This window comes from Massilia sp. BHUDP2, assembly GCF_046236355.1.
GTDB classification, from domain to species: Bacteria; Pseudomonadota; Gammaproteobacteria; order Burkholderiales; family Burkholderiaceae_D; genus Telluria; species Telluria varians.
The window spans coordinates 610,069-629,291 of record NZ_JBJUVW010000001.1 but is presented as its reverse complement, the minus strand read 5'-3'; the positions used below and the strand labels follow the sequence as shown (position 1 = coordinate 629,291).

General features: G+C 66.0%; 12 protein-coding genes and 1 tRNA gene. 8 read left to right on the top strand and 5 right to left on the bottom strand.

Annotated features, from left to right (window positions below):
* Window positions 1-74: 74 nt before the first annotated feature.
* The 4 genes from ACK6C6_RS02750 to ACK6C6_RS02735 are packed head-to-tail and all read left to right on the top strand — an operon-like array spanning window position 75 to window position 5,849.
* On the top strand, window positions 75-2,450 hold the full coding sequence (locus ACK6C6_RS02750; RefSeq protein ID WP_409265774.1) for a M1 family metallopeptidase: 2,376 nt from the start codon (window positions 75-77) through the stop codon (window positions 2,448-2,450).
* The gene (locus ACK6C6_RS02745) at window positions 2,450-2,980 is read left to right on the top strand and encodes a DUF6702 family protein (RefSeq protein ID WP_409265772.1); all 531 of its coding nucleotides are present in this window, start codon (window positions 2,450-2,452) and stop codon (window positions 2,978-2,980) included. The genes ACK6C6_RS02750 and ACK6C6_RS02745 overlap by 1 nt, the downstream gene beginning before the upstream one ends.
* On the top strand, window positions 2,980-5,031 hold the full coding sequence (locus tag ACK6C6_RS02740; RefSeq protein ID WP_409265771.1) for a TonB-dependent receptor: 2,052 nt from the start codon (window positions 2,980-2,982) through the stop codon (window positions 5,029-5,031). Before ACK6C6_RS02745 ends, ACK6C6_RS02740 begins: the two co-directional genes overlap by 1 nt.
* Window positions 5,032-5,078: 47 nt before the next feature.
* Complete coding sequence (locus ACK6C6_RS02735; RefSeq protein ID WP_409265770.1) at window positions 5,079-5,849, top strand: 2OG-Fe dioxygenase family protein; 771 nt, start codon at window positions 5,079-5,081, stop codon at window positions 5,847-5,849.
* Between the two features lie 208 nt (window positions 5,850-6,057).
* Here ACK6C6_RS02735 and ACK6C6_RS02730 read toward each other — a convergent pair whose 3' ends face one another.
* Window positions 6,058-7,020, bottom strand: a complete 963-nt coding sequence (locus tag ACK6C6_RS02730) for a DUF1800 family protein (RefSeq protein WP_409265769.1) — start codon at window positions 7,018-7,020, stop codon at window positions 6,058-6,060.
* 139 nt (window positions 7,021-7,159) lie between these two features.
* Between ACK6C6_RS02730 and ACK6C6_RS02725 the strand changes: the two genes are divergently transcribed.
* A complete protein-coding gene (locus ACK6C6_RS02725) occupies window positions 7,160-8,344 on the top strand; it encodes an efflux RND transporter periplasmic adaptor subunit (RefSeq protein ID WP_409265767.1) in 1,185 nt (394 codons plus the stop codon).
* A gap of 13 nt (window positions 8,345-8,357) precedes the next feature.
* Window positions 8,358-11,480 carry an efflux RND transporter permease subunit gene (locus ACK6C6_RS02720; protein ID WP_409265765.1) on the top strand — a complete coding sequence of 1,041 codons (3,123 nt, stop codon included), beginning with the start codon at window positions 8,358-8,360 and terminating at the stop codon, window positions 11,478-11,480.
* 111 nt (window positions 11,481-11,591) lie between these two features.
* Here the strand turns inward: ACK6C6_RS02720 and ACK6C6_RS02715 are convergent, their stop codons facing one another.
* Window positions 11,592-12,443 carry a YqjD family protein gene (locus tag ACK6C6_RS02715; RefSeq protein ID WP_409265764.1) on the bottom strand — a complete coding sequence of 284 codons (852 nt, stop codon included), beginning with the start codon at window positions 12,441-12,443 and terminating at the stop codon, window positions 11,592-11,594.
* Window positions 12,444-12,865: 422 nt separating this feature from the next.
* Here ACK6C6_RS02715 and ACK6C6_RS02710 point away from each other — a divergent pair, with 422 nt between their 5' ends.
* Together ACK6C6_RS02710 and ACK6C6_RS02705 are read left to right on the top strand one after the other, a co-directional pair.
* On the top strand, window positions 12,866-14,032 hold the full coding sequence (locus ACK6C6_RS02710) for a DUF2325 domain-containing protein (protein ID WP_409265763.1): 1,167 nt from the start codon (window positions 12,866-12,868) through the stop codon (window positions 14,030-14,032).
* Window positions 14,033-14,124: 92 nt separating this feature from the next.
* Window positions 14,125-15,189 carry an acyltransferase family protein gene (locus tag ACK6C6_RS02705; protein WP_409265761.1) on the top strand — a complete coding sequence of 355 codons (1,065 nt, stop codon included), beginning with the start codon at window positions 14,125-14,127 and terminating at the stop codon, window positions 15,187-15,189.
* Between the two features lie 100 nt (window positions 15,190-15,289).
* On the opposite strand, the gene ACK6C6_RS02700 is transcribed toward ACK6C6_RS02705, so the two are convergent.
* From ACK6C6_RS02700 to pepN, 3 genes are all read right to left on the bottom strand, one after another.
* Window positions 15,290-15,365, bottom strand: a tRNA-Thr gene (locus ACK6C6_RS02700).
* Between the two features lie 98 nt (window positions 15,366-15,463).
* Window positions 15,464-16,465 (bottom strand): class 1 fructose-bisphosphatase, encoded by a 1,002-nt coding sequence (locus ACK6C6_RS02695; RefSeq protein ID WP_409265759.1) that lies wholly within the window; start codon window positions 16,463-16,465, stop codon window positions 15,464-15,466.
* 29 nt (window positions 16,466-16,494) lie between these two features.
* Window positions 16,495-19,140, bottom strand: coding sequence for an aminopeptidase N (gene pepN, locus ACK6C6_RS02690; protein WP_409265758.1), 2,646 nt, complete (start codon window positions 19,138-19,140; stop codon window positions 16,495-16,497).
* Window positions 19,141-19,223 lie beyond the last annotated feature (83 nt).

Genomic DNA, 19,223 nt, shown 5'->3' with positions numbered 1-19,223 from the left:
GACCCGTCATCACCGGCAGGGCTGCGCGCCCTGCCGTTTCTTTATAGAGCAAGCGCATTAATATTCAATCACGCATGAAAATGAAACAACTGCAGGCCGTGATCGCCACCCTGTTCCTGGCCAGCGCCGCCCACGCCGCGCCGGCCTTCGATGACAAGTTCCGCCAGCTCGACGAACTGCTGCCGACCGCCACCGACACCCGCACCGCCTCCGGCGCCCCGGGCCACCGCTACTGGCAGCAGCGCGCCGACTACCGCCTGCGCGCGACGCTCGACGAAGACAAGCGCGCCGTCACCGGTTCCGGCACCGTCACCTATTACAACAATTCGCCGGACACGCTGTCCTACCTGTGGGTACAGCTGGACCAGAACATGTTCCGCGCCGATTCGGACAACCGCCGCATCTCCACCCTGCCCTCGCGCGAAGCCTGGCAGGCGCGTGGCAACGACGGCGTCAAGTTCGACACCTTGCGGTCCACCCTCGCACAACGAGGCTTCGAGGGCGGCATCCAGGTCACCAGCCTGACCGGCAGCGATGGCCGCGCCTTGCGCCACACGGTCAACAAGACCATGATGCGCATCGACCTGCCGCAGCCGCTCAAGCCGGGCGCACGCGTGTCCTTCAACATGGCCTGGACCTTCAACATCCCCGAAGCGAACGTCGTCGGCCGCCGTACCGGCTTCGAAAAATTCGACGACGGCAACGACATCTACCTGACTGCCCAGTGGTTCCCGCGCATGGCGGCCTACTACGACGTCAAGGGCTGGCAGAACAAGCAGTACATGGGCGACGGCGAATTCACGCTGGAGTTCGGCGACTACGACGTGCAGCTGACCGTCCCGGCCGACCACGTGGTCGCCTCCACCGGCGAGCTGCAGAACGCGAACGCGGTCCTGAGCGCCGTCCAGCGCCAGCGCCTGGAGCAGGCCCGCAGCGCCAGGAAACCGGTCGTCATCATCACCCAGGCGGAAGCGGAAGCCGCCGAGAAGGGCCGCTCGAAGGCGACCAAGACCTGGCATTTCAAGGCCAAGGACGTGCGCGATTTCGCCTTTGCGTCGAGCCGCAAGTTCATCTGGGACGCCCAGGCGATCAAGAGCGGCAACAAGGACGTGCTGGCGATGTCCTACTATCCGAAGGAAGGCAACCCGCTGTGGGAGCGCTACTCGACGGCCGCCGTGATCCACACCATCGAGCAGTACAACAAGTATTCCTTCGACTATCCCTACCCGACCGCGATCTCGGTGAACGGCTCGATCGGCGGCATGGAATACCCGATGATCTCGTTCAACGCCGGCCGCCCGGTGAAGGACAAGAAGACCGGCGAACTCACCTATGCGAAGAGCACCAAGTACGGCCTGATCAGCGTGATCATCCATGAAGTGGGCCACAACTACTTCCCGATGATCGTCAACTCCGACGAGCGCCAGTGGACCTGGATGGACGAGGGCATGAACAGCTTCCTGCAGTTCCTGGCCGAGGAAGCCTGGGAAGACAACTACCCGTCGCGCCGCGGCGAAGCGCGCAACATCGTCGACTACATGCGCAGCACCAACCAGGTGCCGATCATGACCAATGCCGAATCGACCATCCAGCGCGGCAACAACGCCTACGCCAAGCCGGCCGCCGCGCTGAACATCCTGCGCGAGACCATCCTGGGCCGCGAATTGTTCGACTTCGCCTTCAAGGAGTTCTCTGAGCGCTGGAAGTTCAAGCGTCCGACCCCGGCCGACTTTTTCCGAACCATGGAAGACGCTTCCGGCACGGACCTCGACTGGTTCTGGCGCGGCTGGTTCTACACCACCGACGCGGTCGACATCAGCGTGGACGGCGTCACCGAGTACACCGTGAGCAGCAAGGATCCGGAAGTCGAGAAGGCCTGGGCGCGTGCACGCAAGCAGGAAGAACCGATCTCGATCACCGACCAGCGCAACAAGGGCATGGAGCGCCGTGTCGACCGCTTCCCCGAGCTGAAGGACTTCTACAACGAGAACGACGACTTCACCGTCACCAGCAAGGACCGCAACAAGTTCAACGAGACCATGGCTGGCCTCGAGGACTGGGAAAAGGCCCTGCTCAAGGAAGGCAAGCGCCTGTACCTGGTGGACTTCTCGAACAAGGGTGGCCTGGTGATGCCGCTGATCGTGGAAATCACGACCCAGAGCGGGAAAAAATACATCGAGCGTATCCCGGCCGAAGTGTGGCGTTACTCGCCGAAGAAGATCACCAAGCTGTTCGTCACCGACGAGCCGATCGTGAGCCTGGTGCAGGACCCGTACTGGGAGACCGCCGACATCGACGTGAGCAACAACGCGTGGCCGGCCAAGGCAGTGCCGTCGCGCCTGGAACTGTTCAAGACCGAGCGCGATCCGGCAACGGGCAACCTGATGCGCGATGCGAAAACCAGGCTGGCGCCGGTCAAAACGCCTGACGCGGCAAAGAAAGCCGAGTAATGATGATGTTTCGCCTGAAGCCTGCCTTCAAGGCGCTGTTCGCCGCCGCCCTGCTGTTTCTCAGCACGGCGGCGGGCGCGCACCGCTTCCACATGGGGATCACCGAGGTCGCGTTCAATCCGCGCACCGGCAGCACGGAGATCGTCCATACCTACATGGCGCACGACGTCGAGGCGCTCCTGATGAACCTGTACGGACGACAGTTCGACCTGGGCGATCCGGAAGACCAGGTGGTGCTGCGCAAGTATGTCGAAGAGCGCTTTTTCCTCAAAGGCGAGGACAAGGCGCGCCTGCCGGTGCGCTGGATCGGCATGACCGCCGATTCGCAGAGCGTGGTCATCTACCAGGAACTGGAGAACGCGCCGCTGTCGAAGACCGCCGCGATCCACCAGGGCGTACTGATGGACTTCCTGCCCGACCAGGTCAATACCGTCAACCTCAACAACGCAGGCGCGATCCGCTCGCTGACTTTCACCCAGGCCGCCATGGAACAACCAACCCAGCAGCCAACGCAAGAGAAACAACCCTGATGCTTCGTTCCAACCGTACCGTGCTTGCCGGCGCCATCGCCGCGCTGTTCCTCCATGTCCCGGCCCTGGCCGACGACTTCGTCCTGCAGCGCGTCCTCGTCGAAGGCTCGCGCACCAGCCAGATCGGCATGACCGATTCGGCCAGCTCCGGCACCGTCGGCGCCAAGGACCTGGCCAACCGCACCGTGTACCGCCCCGGCGAGCTGCTGGAAGCCACGCCCGGCCTGATCGCCAGCCAGCACAGCGGCGAAGGCAAGGCCAACCAGTTCTACCTGCGCGGCTTCAACCTGGACCATGGCACCGACTTGGCCACCTGGGTGGACGGGATGCCGGTCAACCAGCGCAGCCATGCGCATGGCCAGGGCTGGACCGACCTGAACTTCCTGATCCCGGAGATCGTCACCCGCCTCGACTACCGCAAGGGTCCCTACTCGGCCACGGACGGCGACTTCGCTTCGGCCGGCAAGGCCTCGATCGCCTATGCCAACCGCCTGGTGTCGCCGCTGGCCGCCGTGACCGTCGGCCAGGACGCGTACGCACGCACGGTGCTGGCCGCCTCGCCCGAGCTGGCCGGCGGCAACCTGCTGTACGCGCTGGAACTGATGAAGAACGACGGCCCGTGGACGCGGCCGGACGGCTACCGCAAGATCAATGCAGTGCTGCGCTACAGCCGCGGCTATACCAACAACGGCTGGACCGTCACCGCCATGCACTACCGCGGTCACTGGAACGCCACCGACCAGATCCCGCTGCGTGCCGTCGCCGGCGGCCAGCTGGGACGTTTCGACACCATCGACCTGAGCGACGGCGGCGAGGCCGAGCGCAGCAGCCTGTCGGGCAGCTGGCGCCGCACCACCCAGGACACGGCCAGCAGCCTGAGCGCCTACGCGATCCGCAACAAGGGCGAGCTGTATTCGAACTTCACCTATTTTCTGAACGATGCGGTGAACGGCGACCAGTTCGCCCAGCCGGACCGCCGCGTGACCACGGGCCTGGACGGCAGCCACACCTGGCACGCGTACAAGCAGGGGGACATCGCCTCGGACATGACCGTCGGCTTCCAGCTCCAGAACGACAACATCTTCAACGGCTTGTACGACACCCGCGCGCGCCGGCGCATCGCGACCACGCGCGAAGACCACATTGTCGAGGGTAGCGCCGCCGTCTACCTGGAAAACGCCACGATGTGGAGCAAGGCGCTGCGCACCGTGGTGGGCCTGCGCGCCAATGCCTACCGCTTCAGCGTCGACGGCGATCGGCTTGAGAATGCCGGCCGCGCCCGCGACAAGCTCGTCACGCCCACGCTGAGCGTGGCCTATGGGCCGTGGTCGCACACCGAGCTGTATTTCAACTATGGTCACGGCTTCCACAGCAACGACGCGCGCGGCACCGTGGCGACCGTCGATCCGAAGACGCTGGATCCGGTGGACCGCACCCCGGGCCTGGTGCGCTCGCGCGGCGTGGAACTGGGCCTGCGCACGGTGGCGATCCCGAAGACCGAGACCACGGTGTCGGTGTACCGCCTGGACTTCGATTCCGAGCTGACCTACATCGGCGACGCCGGCAATACCGAGGCGGGCGATCCGAGCCGCCGCTACGGCGTCGAGCTGTCGAACAGCGTGCGCGCCAACAAGTGGCTGACGCTGAACTTCGACGCGGCCTACGCACGGGCGCGCTCGCGCGGCGGCAACCCGGACGGGGACCGGATTCCGGGTGCGGTGGAAGGCGTGGCCCAGGCCGGCCTGACCGTCGACCGCGCGGGTCCGTGGTCGGGCGCCCTGCGCCTGCGCTACTTCGGCCCGCGTCCGCTGATCGAGGACGACAGCGTACGCTCGCGCCCCAGCCTGACGCTCAACGGCCGCGTAGGCTACCGCCTCGGCAAGGACATGCGCATCGAGCTGGAAGGCTTCAATCTGACCAACCGGCGCGATTCGGCGATCGACTACTACTACGCTTCGCGCCTGCCGAACGAGACGGAAGCCGTCGACGACATCCACTTCCACCCGATCGAGCCGCGCTCCTTCCGACTCAGCTTCACGAAGAACTGGTAATTGCTCGTGGTCATGCTAGTCGCATTGAAACCTGCTACGCTAACTGGATGACTACACGTGAACTACCCTATACCGCTCCGTCGCAGCTGACGGAAGCCATCCGCAGCGAGGGCTATGCCCTCCTGCGTCCGCAAGATGTCGCGCGCCTGGCCGGCTGCTCGCTCGACGAGCTGCAGTCGCTGGTGCCGAGCTGGGACCGGCTCGAACTCGACAACTACCTCAAGGACGGCGGCCGCTACCGGCGCCGCCGCCATTCCTGCTTCATACATGAGGAAGAAAGCCGCGACGACGCCGGCCACGCGCTGGTGCAGGTACCGCACCGGCCGCACTGGCAGCCGGTCGAGTACAACGCCCTGCACGGCGGCATGCACCGCCTGTTCGAACCGGTCGAGACGGCGACCATCGCGAACCCGGCCTGGGGCCGCCTGCTGCGTGCATTGGGCGACGTCTGCTCCAGCGTGCGCGGACGCCAGACCTGGTACGTGGAAGCGCACCAGTTCCGCATCGATACCGCCGACGGCATCGGTCGCCCGACGCCGGAAGGCGCACACCGTGACGGCGTCGATTTCGTCGCCGTCATCCTGATCCAGCGCACCGGCATCAAGGGCGGGGAAACCCGGGTCTTCGAGGCCGATGGACCGGCAGGCAAGCGCTTCACGATGCTGGAGCCGTGGACCCTGCTGCTGCTCGACGATGCGGCCGTCATCCATGAGTCGACGCCGATCCAGCCACTGGGCGAGCATGGGCACCGCGATACCCTGGTGCTGACCTGGCGCGCCGGGTCCTTCCAGGGCGCCGACGTGGCGCAGACCGACTGAAGGCACAAAAAAAGCGCCCGCGAACCTTGCGGCTGGCGGGCGATAATCCAATTTTCGGAGAAAACTGGAGGAGACGGTTCCAATATAACGCGATTTATTGTGCAGTGCAATACCGTAGAATTACGTAATCAAAATTCGACGGGAAGCGTTTCCAGAAATAGACGTTTTCCTCTATTTTGTTGCGCTGCGCAATACTCGCTTCCCGGTATCAATAACGTAGAAATTTCTGGTCGAGCAGGAGCGTTCGCAAGCGCTCGGGCTGCGCCGGCTGGCTGCGAGCCGCCGCCATCGCGGCGGCCGAGGGCGTCGGCGCCGCCATCAGCACCGGCCCTGGCTGGGCTATCGTTCCCTGTGACACCTCGCCGGCGACGCCGGCACGCAGTGGCGGCGCCGACGACGCGTACTCGTGCGGCTGCACCGGCGCCAGCGCCAGCCTTCCAGTTGCCAGACGCTCCACGAATTCGGCACGGTCTGCATCCGACAGCGGTGCACGCACGAAGGCCATCAGAGGCGCCACATTGTCCACCACCAGGCCGGATGCCCGGACTGCCGAGGCCACGAAGCGGAACCCGTCCTTCTCCATGCTGTTCCACTGCGACGGCGCCAGGAATTCCGGACTGGTCAAGAGCTGGCGCAGCACCGCGCGCTGGTCTCCGCCCGTGGCCTTCCACACCCGCCAGGTCGCCCCTTGCAGGCTGACGGAGGGAGCGGAGACGAAATGCCGCAGCAGCGCTTCCATCGCAGCCCGTTCGCTGTTCTTCCCGCGCGCATGCTCCCCGATTGCCGCGCGCAGGTCGGCATAGCGGCCCAGCACGTGCGGACGCAGTGCCGCGTCTGCGGCCTCTTCTTTCTTGAAGTAGTCGAGCCAGAAGCGCACCAGCACTGCTTCCAGCTGGCGCGGGCTGGCGATGGCGCGCAGCAGCGCCGCTTCGGGCACGGGCAGCGTGCGCAGGCGCGCCTCCAGGCGCGGCGGCATCGGCGGCGGCACCAGCTGGCCGTCTACCCAGGCCTGCACACCGAGTGCACGCACCCGCGCCACCTCGCCCGGCGCTGGGCCGTAGCCCAGGCGGTTCAGCAGGTGCTGCGCCAGCCCGTCGTCGAGCGGGGCGGCAGGCTGCGCATGGGCCACGCCACCCACGAGCAGGCAAAACAACAGGATGAGGACTCGCATTCCGACTTTATATACCCACACAGGCTCTCTTGCTGCGCCGTTTGGTAAGTCTTTGTAAGAACGTAAACATACGAATCAGCCCGCACCGGATTGCAATTTTGCTACACTTAACAGCTTGAACCAAAGCCGATTGAAGAAGATGCCAACCCTCCGCCGTCTGCCCCAGAATATCCCCGTTCCGCTGCTGGCCATTGCCGGCGCAACGCTCTGTTTTGCCCTCGCGCTGGCCGTGCCGAAGCGCGCCACCGCCAAGGACGAGAAGCCGGCCGCGCCAACGCCCGCGCTCACCGTGACCACCGGCCAGCCGTCCACCACCACCCTACCGGTGGGCTTGACCGCCAACGGCAGCGTCGCCGCCTGGCAGGAAGCGGTCATCGGCAGCGAATCGAACGGCCTGCGCCTGAGCGAAGTGCGGGTGAACGTGGGAGACGTGGTCAAGAAGGGCGAGACCCTGGCCGTGTTCGCCAGCGAGACCGTGCGCGCCGACGTCGAGCAGGCGCGCGCCGCGCTGCAGGAAGCCCAGGCCAACGCCAGCGCCGCCAAGCTTGATGCCGACCGGGCGCGCGCCCTGCGCAGCTCCGGCGCGCTGAGCGAACAGCAGGTCACCCAGCTCCTGACCGCCGAACGGACTGCCGCCGCGCGCGTGAGCGCCGCCCGGGCAACGCTGGCCCAGCAGGAACTGCGCCTGCGCCAGGCCACCGTGGTCGCGCCGGACAGCGGCATCATCTCGAGCCGCAGCGCCACCGTCGGCGCCGTCACCGGCCCAGGCACGGAGCTGTTCCGCATGATCCGCCAGGGCCGCCTCGAATGGCGCGCCGAAGTCACGTCGAATGACCTGGGCCGCATCAAGCCCGGCATGCGCGCGGCGGTGCGCGCTGCCAGCGGCAGCGAGATCGTCGGCAAGGTGCGCACCGTGGCCCCGACCGTCGACCCGCAGACCCGCCTGGCGCTGGTCTACGTCGACCTGCCGCCTTCGCTGTCGAGCAATGCGCCGCTCAAGGCCGGCATGTTCGCCAGCGGCCGCTTCGAACTGGGCGCCACCAGCGCCCTCACCGTGCCGCAGCAGGCAGTGGCGGTGCGCGACGGCTTCAGCTACGTGTTCCGCCTGAACGGCGACAACCGCGTGAGCCAGTTGAAGGTCAGCACCGGCCGTCGCCTGGGCGACCGCGTCGAGATCGTGGGCGGGCTGGCCGCAGGCACCCCGATCGTCATCAGCGGCGCCGGTTTCCTGAACGACGGCGATCTGGTGCGCAATGTAGCGCCGCCGGCCGCACCGGCGAAGGCGGCGCCGGCTTCGGCGCCGCGCCAGACCGCGGCGCGCTGAGCGGAGCATTCTCATGAACTTTTCCGCTTTATCGATCCGCAACCCGATCCCGGCGATCATGCTGTTCGTCCTGCTCACGGTGGCGGGGCTGCTGGCCTTCAAGGCCAGCAAGATCCAGGACTTCCCGGACATCGAACTGCCGATCGTGACCGTCGCCGCCACGCTGGAAGGCGCGGCGCCGGCCCAGCTCGAGACCGAGGTGGCGCGCAAGATCGAGGATTCGGTCGCCACCCTGCAGGGTGTCAAGAACATCTACACCAAGGTGCTGGACGGCGTGGCCACCATCACCATCGAATTCATCCTGGAGAAGGACCTGTCCGACGCGGTCAACGACGTGCGCGACGCGGTGGCGCGGGTGCGCGCCGACCTGCCGCCCGAGATGCGCGAGCCGAGCGTGACCAAGGCGGCCACCGCCGGCCGCGTGGTCGCCACCTTCACGGCCGAAGCGAGCAAGACGGCCGGCAGCGCCATGGACGACCAGGAACTGAGCTGGTTCGTCGACAACGACGTGGCCAAGCGCCTGCTGAGCGTGCCGGGCCTGGGCGCGGTCAAGCGGGTGGGCGGCGTGACCCGCGAAGTCCGGGTCGAGCTCGACGACCAGCGCATGGCGGCGCTGCGGGTCTCGGCGCTGGATATCTCGCGCCAGCTGCGCAACGTGCAGCGGGAAGCGCCGGGCGGACGCGGCGACGTCAGCGGCGCCGAGCAGTCGGTGCGCACCATCGCCACCGTGCAGTCGGCGCAGGAACTGGCGCAGATGGATATTCCGCTGCCGGACGGCCGCCACGTGAAACTCGGGCAGGTCGCCACGGTCCTTGATACCGTGGCCGAGCCGCGCTCGATCGCCGAGCAGGACGGCCGCAAGGTGGTCGGCTTCGAGGTGTTCCGCACCCGCGGCGCGGGCGAGGTGGACGTGGCCGAAGGCGCGCGCGCCGCGGTGGCCCAGCTGCAGAAGGAAAACCCGAGCGTGGTGCTGCGTGAGGTGATCGACAACTCGGGACCGGTGCAGGAAAACTTCGACGCCTCGATGGAGATGCTGTACGAAGGCGCGGTGCTGGCGGTGCTGGTGGTGTGGTGGTTCCTGCGCGACTGGCGCGCCACCCTGGTGGCCGCGGCCGCGCTGCCGCTGTCGGTCATCCCGGCCTTCCTCGGCCAATACCTGTTCGGCTACACGCTCAACATGGTGACCCTGCTGTCGCTGGCGCTCGTCATCGGCGTGCTGGTGGACGATGCGATCGTCGAGATCGAGAACATCTCGCGCCACCTGCGCATGGGGAAAACCCCGATGCAGGCGGCGCTGGAAGCGGCCGACGAAATCGGCATGGCGGTCATCGCCACCACCTTCGCCCTGGTCGCGGTGTTCCTGCCGACCGCCTTCATGGGCGGCATTCCGGGCAAGTTCTTCAAGCAGTTCGGCTGGACCGCGGTGATCGCGATCCTGGCCTCGCTGGTCGTGGCGCGCCTGCTCACGCCGATGATGGCGGCCTACATCCTCAAGCCGTCCAAGCACCACGGCGAAGAGAAGGACGGCCCGCTGATGCGGCGCTACATGACGGCCATGCAGTGGTGCCTGCGCCACCGCATGGCGACCGCGATCGGCGCCGCTGTCTTCTTCTTCGGCTCGATCGCGCTGGTGCCGCTGCTGCCGACCGGCTTCGTGCCGCCGGCCGACCGCTCGCAGACCATGGTGACGGTGGAACTGCCGCCTGGTTCGACCCTGGCCGAAACCCACGCCATCGCCGAGCAGGCGCGCCTGGCGGCCATGCAGGTCGAGGGCGTCAAGGGCATCTTCAGCTCGATCGGCGGCGGTTCCAGCGGCGACGCCTTTGCCCCGGGCGCGGCGGCGGAAGCGCGCCGCGCCGTGCTGACCGTGACCACCGTCGACCGCCACGACCGCGACGTGGGACTGTCCGAGATCGAGCGCGCACTGCGGGTCAAGATGTCGCAGATCCCGGGCGCGCGCTTCAACGTCGGCGCCCCCGACACCGGCACCAAGCTGCAGCTGGTGCTGCGCAGCGAAAACCCGGAGCTCCTGACCACGACAGCGCGCCAGGCCGAGCGTGAACTGCGCACCCTGCAAGGCATCGGCAACGTCAGTTCCAGCGCCTCGCTGGTGCGGCCCGAGATCATCGTGCGCCCGGACTTCGCGCGCGCGGCCGACCTCGGCGTGACGGCCGCCGCCATCGGCGAGACGGTGCGCGTGGCCACCGCCGGCGACTACGACATCTCGCTGTCCAAGATGAACCTGGATGAGCGCCAGGTGCCGATCCGCGTCAAGCTGCCGGACGCGGTGCGCGCCGACCTCGATGCGCTGGGCCGCCTGACCGTGCCCGGCGCGCGCGGACCGGTGCTGCTGGCCAACGTCGCCACCATCACGGTGGAAAGCGGCCCGGCCGAGATCAACCGCCTGAACCGCACCCGCAACGTGACCCTCGACGTCGAGCTGCAGGGCCGCTCGCTGGGCGAGGTCAATGCCGAGGCGCGCGCCCTGCCCGTGTTCCAGAAGCTCCCGCCGGGCGTGCAGATCGCGGAACTGGGCGACGCCCAGGAAATGCAGGCGCTGTTCGCCAGCTTCGGCGTGGCGATGCTGATCGGCGTGCTGTGCATCTACGGCGTGCTGGTGCTGCTGTTTAACGACTTCATGCAGCCGGTGACCATCCTGGCCGCGCTGCCGCTGTCGATCGGCGGCGCCTTCGTGGCTCTGCTGCTTACGCAGAACGCGCTGTCGATGCCGACCATGATCGGCCTGATCATGCTGATGGGGATCGTGACCAAGAACTCGATCCTGCTGGTCGACTATGCGATCCTGGCGCGCGAAGCGGGCATGAACCGCTTCGACGCCCTGGTCGACGCCTGCCACAAGCGTTCGCGCCCGATCGTGATGACCACCATCGCCATGGGCGCCGGCATGATGCCGCTGGCGCTGGGTCTCTCGGGCGACCCCAGCTTCCGCTCGCCGATGGCGGTCGCCGTGATCGGCGGCCTGATCACCTCGACCTTGCTGAGCCTGCTGGTGGTGCCGGCGGTGTTCACTTATGTGGATGACTTCGAGCACTTCATGAAGCGCCAGATGGGACGGATGCGCCGCAAGCAGGTGGCGGCGCCGGTGAAGGAGCCTGCGTCGGATCCAGTGAAATGAGGCCCATACCTAGAGGGGAATCCAGTCCATTAGACGGGATTCCCCCCTACGAAAATAAAAACCCCGGCAAGCCGAAGCCTGCCGGGGTTTTTCATTGATGGCTTGCGCCGATCAGTCGCGATAGTAGCGGTATTCGCGACGCTCGGTGGTGTCGCTGCTGCTCAGCAGCTTGGCCAGCAGGAAGCCGACGCCAGCCGCGACCAGCAGGGCGGTGCCCGGGTTGGTCTTGACGTACTCGGTGCTCTTGGTCGAGTAGTTCTGGTAGGTCTCGCCCAGCTGGCCCTTGCGCTGGCCCAGGCTTTCCGAGGCGCCGCTCAGCATGCCGCTCAGGCGATCGACGCCGGCGTGTGCGGTGCTGACCAGGCGGTCGACCAGCGGCTGCGCGCCTTGTGCGAGCTGGTCGATTTTCTCGTGCGCCTTGTCCGGGGTGATGTTCGACATGGCAGCCTTGATGCCGCCCTGCGACTGGTCACCGCCCGAGGTCGAACCCGACGATTGTGCGCTGGCGCCGCCCATGCTGCCGCTGCTGCTGGCGGTGGTGCTGGCGCTGCTGCCGGTGGTGCTGCCCGAGGTGCTGCCGCTCGAGCCCAGGGCGCTGTTGCCGCCGGTCGAGCTGCCCAGGCTGCCGCTGCTGCCGGCTGCGCTGGAACCCGACGAGCCGCTCTGCTGGCTGCTGGAGCTGGAGCTCGAGCTGCCCAGGTTGCCCGAGCTCTGCGAGCCGCTCTGCATGCTGCCCGCGTTGCTGGTGCCGCCGACGGCGCCGCTGCTGCTGCCGGTAGCCGGCTTGGCGCTGCTTGGCGAGGCGTTGGCGCTGCCGAGGCTGCCCGACGAACCGCTCTGGCTGCTGCCCGAAGCGCTGCTACCCTGGTTCAGGCCGGAAGTCTGGCTTTTACCAATGCTCGAACCTGCACCCTCGCGGCTTGCGTCGCTGCCTTTTCCCTCGGTAGATTTCTGATTATCCATGATGTATCCCTCGTAAAAATGTAGACCAACGCGATTAGACCGATACCCGACTATCACCACATTCTTCCTCGATTCCGCCTCAAACGGCGCGAGGGACGACGATTGACTGCGCTATCTCAAGACAGAACTTTGTTTCTTGCTCCAGGCCCATTCTCGTGAATCGAGACCCGAAGCCAGCGCAAAAGTTCCGCCATTAGCGCAGACGTCCTCGTCGCTGCGTGAGCGGTCGCCTGTGGCGGTCCGAAAACGCGCGCAGTATCGGACACTGCGTCGCGATACAAAAAATACAACAGCCGTGCTCCCGGGACCGTGCGTTGCCTAACAGAGCCGTGCCATCCACGGGGAGGAGGCGAATCCGCTTGCCTTCCACCTCATCTACGTTATCATATGAATGATAATCATTCTCATTTAAAGGAGAAAGCATGTGCGACAAACACGCTCCGCAGGCCGCCGACGCATCGCAAGGGGGATCGCGCCGCCGCCGCGTCTGGGAACTCAGTCAGGCCAGCCACTGCCCGCTGATCGGTGTCGCCCTGCCGCTGCCTGCCTTGCGCAAGCTGGTGGAACGGGTCACGGGCGGCCGGCTGCTGCACGACGACTACGACATCCACGTCGGCGCGGTCAGCGAGTGCGCCCTGCGCAATCCGCTGTCGGAAGCGCTGCAGAAGGAGCTGGAGCGGCGCTACGCCGCCGACGTCGCCCGCTTCCGCTCGGCCAGGACCACGCAGGAAGTGGGCGCACTGTGGGCGCAGGCGGTCGACGCCGGCAAGGTGCCGGGCGCGTTCTGGGCCGCCCTGAGCCATGCGCGCTGCACGCCCGCACTTGAACAGCAGATGTGCCGCGACATCCACATGGTGCAGCACCAGGCCGGCGCGTGCGCCCGTGCCGACATCGACAAGGTCCAGGCCCTGGCGGCCGAGCATGCCCGCCTGGTGCGCGAACTGGCCCGGACGCAGGGCCGCTGCCAGGCGCTGTTGCAGGAGAAGAGCGCGCAGGCCGGACGCTACGAGCAGCAGCTGATGGCCGCGCGCGCCGCGCTGATCGCGAAGGACACCGACATCCACCAGTTGCGCTCCGAACTGGCCCGGCTGCAGGCGGAGGTGCCGGAGCTGGAGACGCGCCAGCGGCTCGCGAATCGCGTGGCACAGATGGAAGAACGGGAAGCGGCGCTGCGGGCCCAGGTGGCCGCATTGAAAGCGGCACGCAATGCGCCCCCGGATGCACCGGCGCCGGCGGGCGAAGCGCCTGCGGACATGCCGGCCGTGCCGACCGAAGTCCCGGTGCGGCTGGTGAACCGCAGCGTGCTGTGCGTGGGCGGGCGCAGCGGCAGCGTGCCGGTTTACCGCAACGTGATCGAGCGCGTCGGCGCCCAGTTCGCGCACCATGACGGCGGCCTGGAAGACAGCGCCGGCCAGCTCGATGCCAGCCTGGCGGCGGCCGACCTGGTGATCTGCCAGACCGGCTGCATCAGCCACCATGCCTACTGGCGGGTGAAGGACCATTGCAAGCGCACGGGCAAGCGCTGCATTTTTGTCGACAACCCGAGCGTGTCGAGCCTGGTGCGCGGGCTGCAGGAGGCAGCCGTCTGATCCGTGACGCGGCCGTTCAATCGCGCGACTTTCCTAAAAGTAAACTGGTAAACTTTTAGTATTTACATTTTACAAACTAGATTGAAGGTCTGATGACGGCACAAAAACTCGTATCTGATCGCATTGCCATGCTCAGGTATCTCATGATCGTCGGCGTAGTTATCCTGCATACCCCACCTTACGTGCCCATCACCGAGATCGGTCCGGGAATCTTCGACTTCATCAAGGCATTTTTCCAGAACGCCGCATTTCGGGCCACGGTACCAGTCCTGACGCTCATTTCCGGCTATCTCCTGTTCCGCTCCGGACTTGACCAGGACTGGAGGCGATTGTTCAACAAGAAGGCACGCACGATCGTCCTGCCCTTCTTCGTGTTCAACCTGCTCGTGCTGGCTGGCGCCCTTGCAGCCCAGCATCTGCTTGGTCTTCGCATGAGCTATCAGCTCCTTCCTTTCGATACGCGAACCTGGCTTGATGCCGCCTTCGGAATTTCCGCATCGCCGATCAACTACCCGCTTAACTTCCTGCGCGACCTGATTGTCCTGATGGTATGCGCGCCTCTGCTGGGTTTCATCCTGCGCAACTGGGCCTGGCCCGGATTCGCGGCGGTGTTTCTCATCTTTTTCAATAATCTGGACGGAACGCTGATCCTGCGCGAGGTCATGCCGATCATGTTCTACCTCGGCGGCATGGCGGCGACACGCAACTGGAACCTGCTGGCCCTGGACCGCTACGCCCTTCCCTGCCTGGGACTGCTCGTTGTCCTGTGCGCGTGCGTGGTTCACTTCCAGGTCGGTAACACCACCTATTTCCGCTTCGTCGCCCCTTTCCTCATCTGGTCCGCGGCTGCGCTGCTGCACGATACCCGGCCGGGCCGCTGGCTGCAGTCCCAAAGCAAAGCCAGCTTTTTCATCTTCCTGGCCCATGCGCCTTTGCTGCTGGTGTCGTCGGTGGCGTACCAGAAGCTCGGTCACGACATACCTTACCCACTCTACTGGATTGCGACACCCGTGCTGATCGTCGCCATCCTGAGCCTGGCCTACCACACGTTCATGCGCATCTGCCCGCGCCTGTTCGCACCCTTGATCGGGGCCCAGCCGCCGGGCGTGCGCAGCACGGCGCCGCCGATCGGCGCCCCTGCACGCGTGTCACCCTGATCCGCAAGCCGGACGGAGCCTGGATGCAGGCTTCGCCTGGATGGGATATGCGAGACGCCAAAGCAAAAGGGCCACCCTGTTGGGTGGCCCTTTCATGTCCTGGTGCCGCTGACCGGAATCGAACTGGTGACCTTCGCATTACGAATGCGCTGCTCTACCGACTGAGCTACAGCGGCTCTACGCGGGCAATCCCGACGAAGAGCCGTATTCTAGCAAACAACTCCGGCAACTTGCTAGTCCGGCTCGGCAATTTCAGACAGTTATTGCCAAAAAATCACTCCGCGTGATAACGGGTGACCAGTTCGACCTCACTCTTCGAACCGAGGAACACCGGCACGCGCTGGTGCAGCTTGGTCGGCTGAATGTCCATGATGCGCTGCTTGCCGTCGGTGGCCGCGCCGCCGGCCTGCTCGACGATCATGGCCATCGGGTTGGCCTCGTACATCAGGCGCAGCTTGCCGGGCGAGGAGGGATCGCGCATGTCGGCCGGGTACATGAAGATGCCGCCGCGGTTCAGGATGCGGTGCACGTCGGCCACCATCGAGGCGATCCAGCGCATGTTGAAGTCCTTGCCGCGCGCGCCGGTGGAGCCCGCGAGCATTTCGTCCACGTAGCGCTGCACCGGCGCATGCCAGTGGCGCTTGTTCGACATGTTGATCGCGAACTCCTTGGTAGTTTCCGGGATCTGCATGTCGCTCTGGGTCAGCACCCAGGAACCCATTTCGCGGTCCAGGGTGAAGCACTGCACGCCGTTGCCCGTGGTGAGCACCAGCATGGTCTGCGGGCCGTAGACGGCGTAGCCGGCCGCGACCTGCTGGGCGCCCGGCTGCAGGAAGTCCTGCTCGGTCGGTTCCGTCATGCCTTCCGGCGCCTTCAGCACCGAGAAGATGGTGCCGATCGAGACGTTGACGTCGATGTTGGACGAGCCGTCCAGCGGGTCGAACAGCAGCAGGAACTCGCCCTTCGGGTAGCGGCTCGGGATCAGGCGGATGGTTTCCATCTCTTCCGAGGCCATCGCGGCCAGGTGGCCGCCCCACTCGTTCGCCTCGAGCAGGATCTCGTTCGAGATCACGTCGAGCTTCTTCTGCACTTCGCCCTGGATGTTCTCGGTGTCGGCGCTGCCCAGCACCTCGCCGAGCGCACCCTTGCTGACCGAATAGCTGATGCGCTTGCAGGCGCGCGCCACGACCTCGATCAGGAGGCGCAGTTCGGCATTGATGTTCTGGTGGAGGCGCTGCTCCTCGACCAGGTACTGCGTCAGACTTACGCGTTTCATGGACTTCCTTTGGTTTGGTTTAAATTCTTTTAATTGGCAAGTGCCTTGGTGACGATCTCGCGCACGTCGTTCGACAGCCGCTGCTGCCCCGCTACCTGCTGCAGCGCCGTCTTCATGTGCTGCTGCAGTTCCGGCGTATAGCGGCGCCAGCGGTCCATGGCGCGCGCCAGGCGGGCGGCGACCTGGGGGTTGAGGGCGTCGAGCAGGGTCACGTGCTCGGCCCAGAACAGGTAGCCGCTGCCGTTCGGGGCGTGGAACTCGACCGGGTTGTTCATGCAATAGGTCGCGACCAGGCTGCGCGCGCGGTTCGGGTTGCGCAGGTTGAAGGCCGGATGGCGCATCAGCTCGCGCACCTTGGCGATGTCGGTGGTCGGCGCCGCGGCCTGCATGGCGAACCACTTGTCGACCACCAGGGCCTCGCCCTGGAACTCGTCGTAGAAGCGTGCCAGCTCGGCTTCCGCTTGCGGCGCCCGGGCATGGATCAGGGCGCTGAGGGCGGCGGCCCGGTCGGTCATGTTGTCGGCGCCCTGGCACTGGCGCAGCGCCAGCGCGATGGTCTCGTCGTCCGGCGCCGCGTTCAGGTAGGACAGCGCCAGGTTCTTGAGGGCGCGCTTGCCGGCGGACTGCGCATCCGGGCTGTAGGGGCCAGGGGTCTGGTTGGCCTCGTACTGGGCCAGCAGTTCGCCCCGCAGGCGCGCGCCGATGTTGGCGCGCATGAACTGGCGCGCCATGTGCACGGCCAGCGGATCGACGGTGTCGAGCTGTTCGGCGATCATGGTTTCGGTCGGCAGCAGCAACGCCTGTTCGCGGAAGGCCGGGTCGAGCGACTCGTCGGTCAGCATCTTGCGCATCGCCTCGATGAAGGTGTCGTCCAGGCTCAGGCGGCTGGACACCGGCGCCTCGCCGGTGAGCTTGAGCAGGCGGCCCATCGCCAGGCGCTGTCCGGCTTCCCAGCGGTTGACCGGATCGCTGTCGTGGCTGAACAGGTGCAGCAGCTCGCTGTCGCTGTAGCCGTGCTGCAGGATCACCGGCGCCGAGAAGTCGCGCAGGACCGAAGGGGTCGGCTGCTCTTTCACACCGGTGAACACGAAGGTCTGCTCGTTTTCCGTCAGTTCGAGCACGGTGGTGGTGCCCAGCTCCTTGCCGTCCAGCGTCAGCGGCATGTCATTGCCCTCGCGGTCGAGCAGGCCGATGGCCACCGGGATGTGGAAGGGACGCTTTTCCGGCTGGCCCGGGGTCGGCGGGCAGGACTGGAACAGCGTGATGCCGTAGGTCTGCGCGCCTTCGTCGTAGCGCGCCTCGAAGCGCAGCACCGGGGTGCCGGCCTGGTCGTACCAGCGCTCGAACTGCGTCAGGTCGCGGCCATTGGCGTCGGCCATCGCCTTGCGGAAGTCGTCGCAGGTGACGGCCTGCTCGTCATGACGCTGGAAGTACAGGTCCATGCCCTTGCGGAAGCCTTCGCGGCCCAGCAGGGTCTGGTACATGCGCACCACTTCGGCGCCCTTCTCGTACACGGTAACGGTATAAAAATTGTTGATCTCGACAAAGGAGTCCGGGCGTACCGGGTGGGCCATCGGTCCGGCGTCCTCCGGGAACTGGGCTTGGCGCAGGGTGCGCACCTGGTCGATGCGGGTGACGGCGCGGCCGGTCTCGGTGCCGATCATGTCGGCGGTGAATTCCTGGTCGCGGAACACCGTCAGGCCTTCCTTGAGCGAGAGCTGGAACCAGTCGCGGCAGGTGACGCGGTTGCCGGTCCAGTTGTGGAAGTACTCGTGCGCCACCACCGCCTCGATGCCCTGGAAGTCGCTGTCGGTGGCCACGCGCGGGTTGGCCAGCACGAACTTGGTGTTGAAGATGTTCAGGCCCTTGTTCTCCATCGCGCCCATGTTGAAATCGCTGGTGGCGACGATCATGAAGCGGTCGAGGTCGAGTTCCAGCCCGTAGCGCTCCTCGTCCCAGCGGATGCTGTGCTTGAGCGACTGCATCGCGTAGTCGGTCTTGTCGAGGTTGCCCTCTTCGACCCACACCTGCAGCAGGGCGTCGCGGCCGTCGGCCAGGCGGAAGGTCTCTTCCTGGCAGACCAGGCGCGCGGCGACCAGCGCGAACAGGTAGGACGGCTTCTTGAACGGGTCTTCCCACTTGGCGTAGTGGCGGCCGTCGCCCAGCTCGCCTTCTTCCAGCAGGTTGCCGTTGGAGAGCAGCACCGGATAGCGTTCCTTGTCGGCGCGCAGCATGACCGTGTACTTCGCCATCACGTCCGGGCGGTCCGGGAAATAGGTGATGCGGCGGAAGCCTTCGGCCTCGCACTGGGTGAAGAAGTTGCCGTTCGAGGTGTACAGGCCGCTCAGCGTGGTGTTCTGCTCCGGCACGCAGACGGTCTCGATCTCGAGGGTGGCTTCTTCGGGCGCGTTCGGGATGGTGAGCATGTTGCCGTTGATCGCGTAGTCGCGGTCTTCCAGCTGCCGGCCGTTCAGGCGCAGCGCCACCAGTTCGATGTCCTCCCCGTAGAGTTCGATCTCGCGCTGGGCGCTGTCGGGGTTGCGGCGCACCGTCATGCGGTTGGCGACCACGGTGCGGGCGGGGTCGAGGTCGAAGCCAAGCTCAACTGTTTCCACCAGGTAGCTCGGCGGGGTATAGTCACTCCGGTAAATCGTCTGGGGCGTATCGGTGCGCATAGGAAGTCCGCAAAAGGCAGGTTGGGATGCTGGCTGAAGTGCTTATTTTACCAACAAGATTTTCGGCTGGCCGCTACGTTGCG

Excerpts from the sequence above, each read along its gene's own strand:
- ACK6C6_RS02730 (WP_409265769.1), bottom strand. The coding sequence starts at position 7,020 with ATGCGAGTCCTCATCCTGTTGTTTTGCCTGCTCGTGGGTGGCGTGGCC.
- ACK6C6_RS02695 (WP_409265759.1), bottom strand. The coding sequence starts at position 16,465 with ATGAAACGCGTAAGTCTGACGCAGTACCTGGTCGAGGAGCAGCGCCTC.
- ACK6C6_RS02745 (WP_409265772.1), top strand. The coding sequence starts at position 2,450 with ATGATGATGTTTCGCCTGAAGCCTGCCTTCAAGGCGCTGTTCGCCGCC.
- ACK6C6_RS02710 (WP_409265763.1), top strand. The coding sequence starts at position 12,866 with ATGTGCGACAAACACGCTCCGCAGGCCGCCGACGCATCGCAAGGGGGA.
- ACK6C6_RS02735 (WP_409265770.1), top strand. The coding sequence starts at position 5,079 with ATGACTACACGTGAACTACCCTATACCGCTCCGTCGCAGCTGACGGAA.
- ACK6C6_RS02720 (WP_409265765.1), top strand. The coding sequence starts at position 8,358 with ATGAACTTTTCCGCTTTATCGATCCGCAACCCGATCCCGGCGATCATG.
- ACK6C6_RS02750 (WP_409265774.1), top strand. The coding sequence starts at position 75 with ATGAAAATGAAACAACTGCAGGCCGTGATCGCCACCCTGTTCCTGGCC.
- ACK6C6_RS02705 (WP_409265761.1), top strand. The coding sequence starts at position 14,125 with ATGACGGCACAAAAACTCGTATCTGATCGCATTGCCATGCTCAGGTAT.
- ACK6C6_RS02715 (WP_409265764.1), bottom strand. The coding sequence starts at position 12,443 with ATGGATAATCAGAAATCTACCGAGGGAAAAGGCAGCGACGCAAGCCGC.
- pepN (WP_409265758.1), bottom strand. The coding sequence starts at position 19,140 with ATGCGCACCGATACGCCCCAGACGATTTACCGGAGTGACTATACCCCG.
- ACK6C6_RS02725 (WP_409265767.1), top strand. The coding sequence starts at position 7,160 with ATGCCAACCCTCCGCCGTCTGCCCCAGAATATCCCCGTTCCGCTGCTG.
- ACK6C6_RS02740 (WP_409265771.1), top strand. The coding sequence starts at position 2,980 with ATGCTTCGTTCCAACCGTACCGTGCTTGCCGGCGCCATCGCCGCGCTG.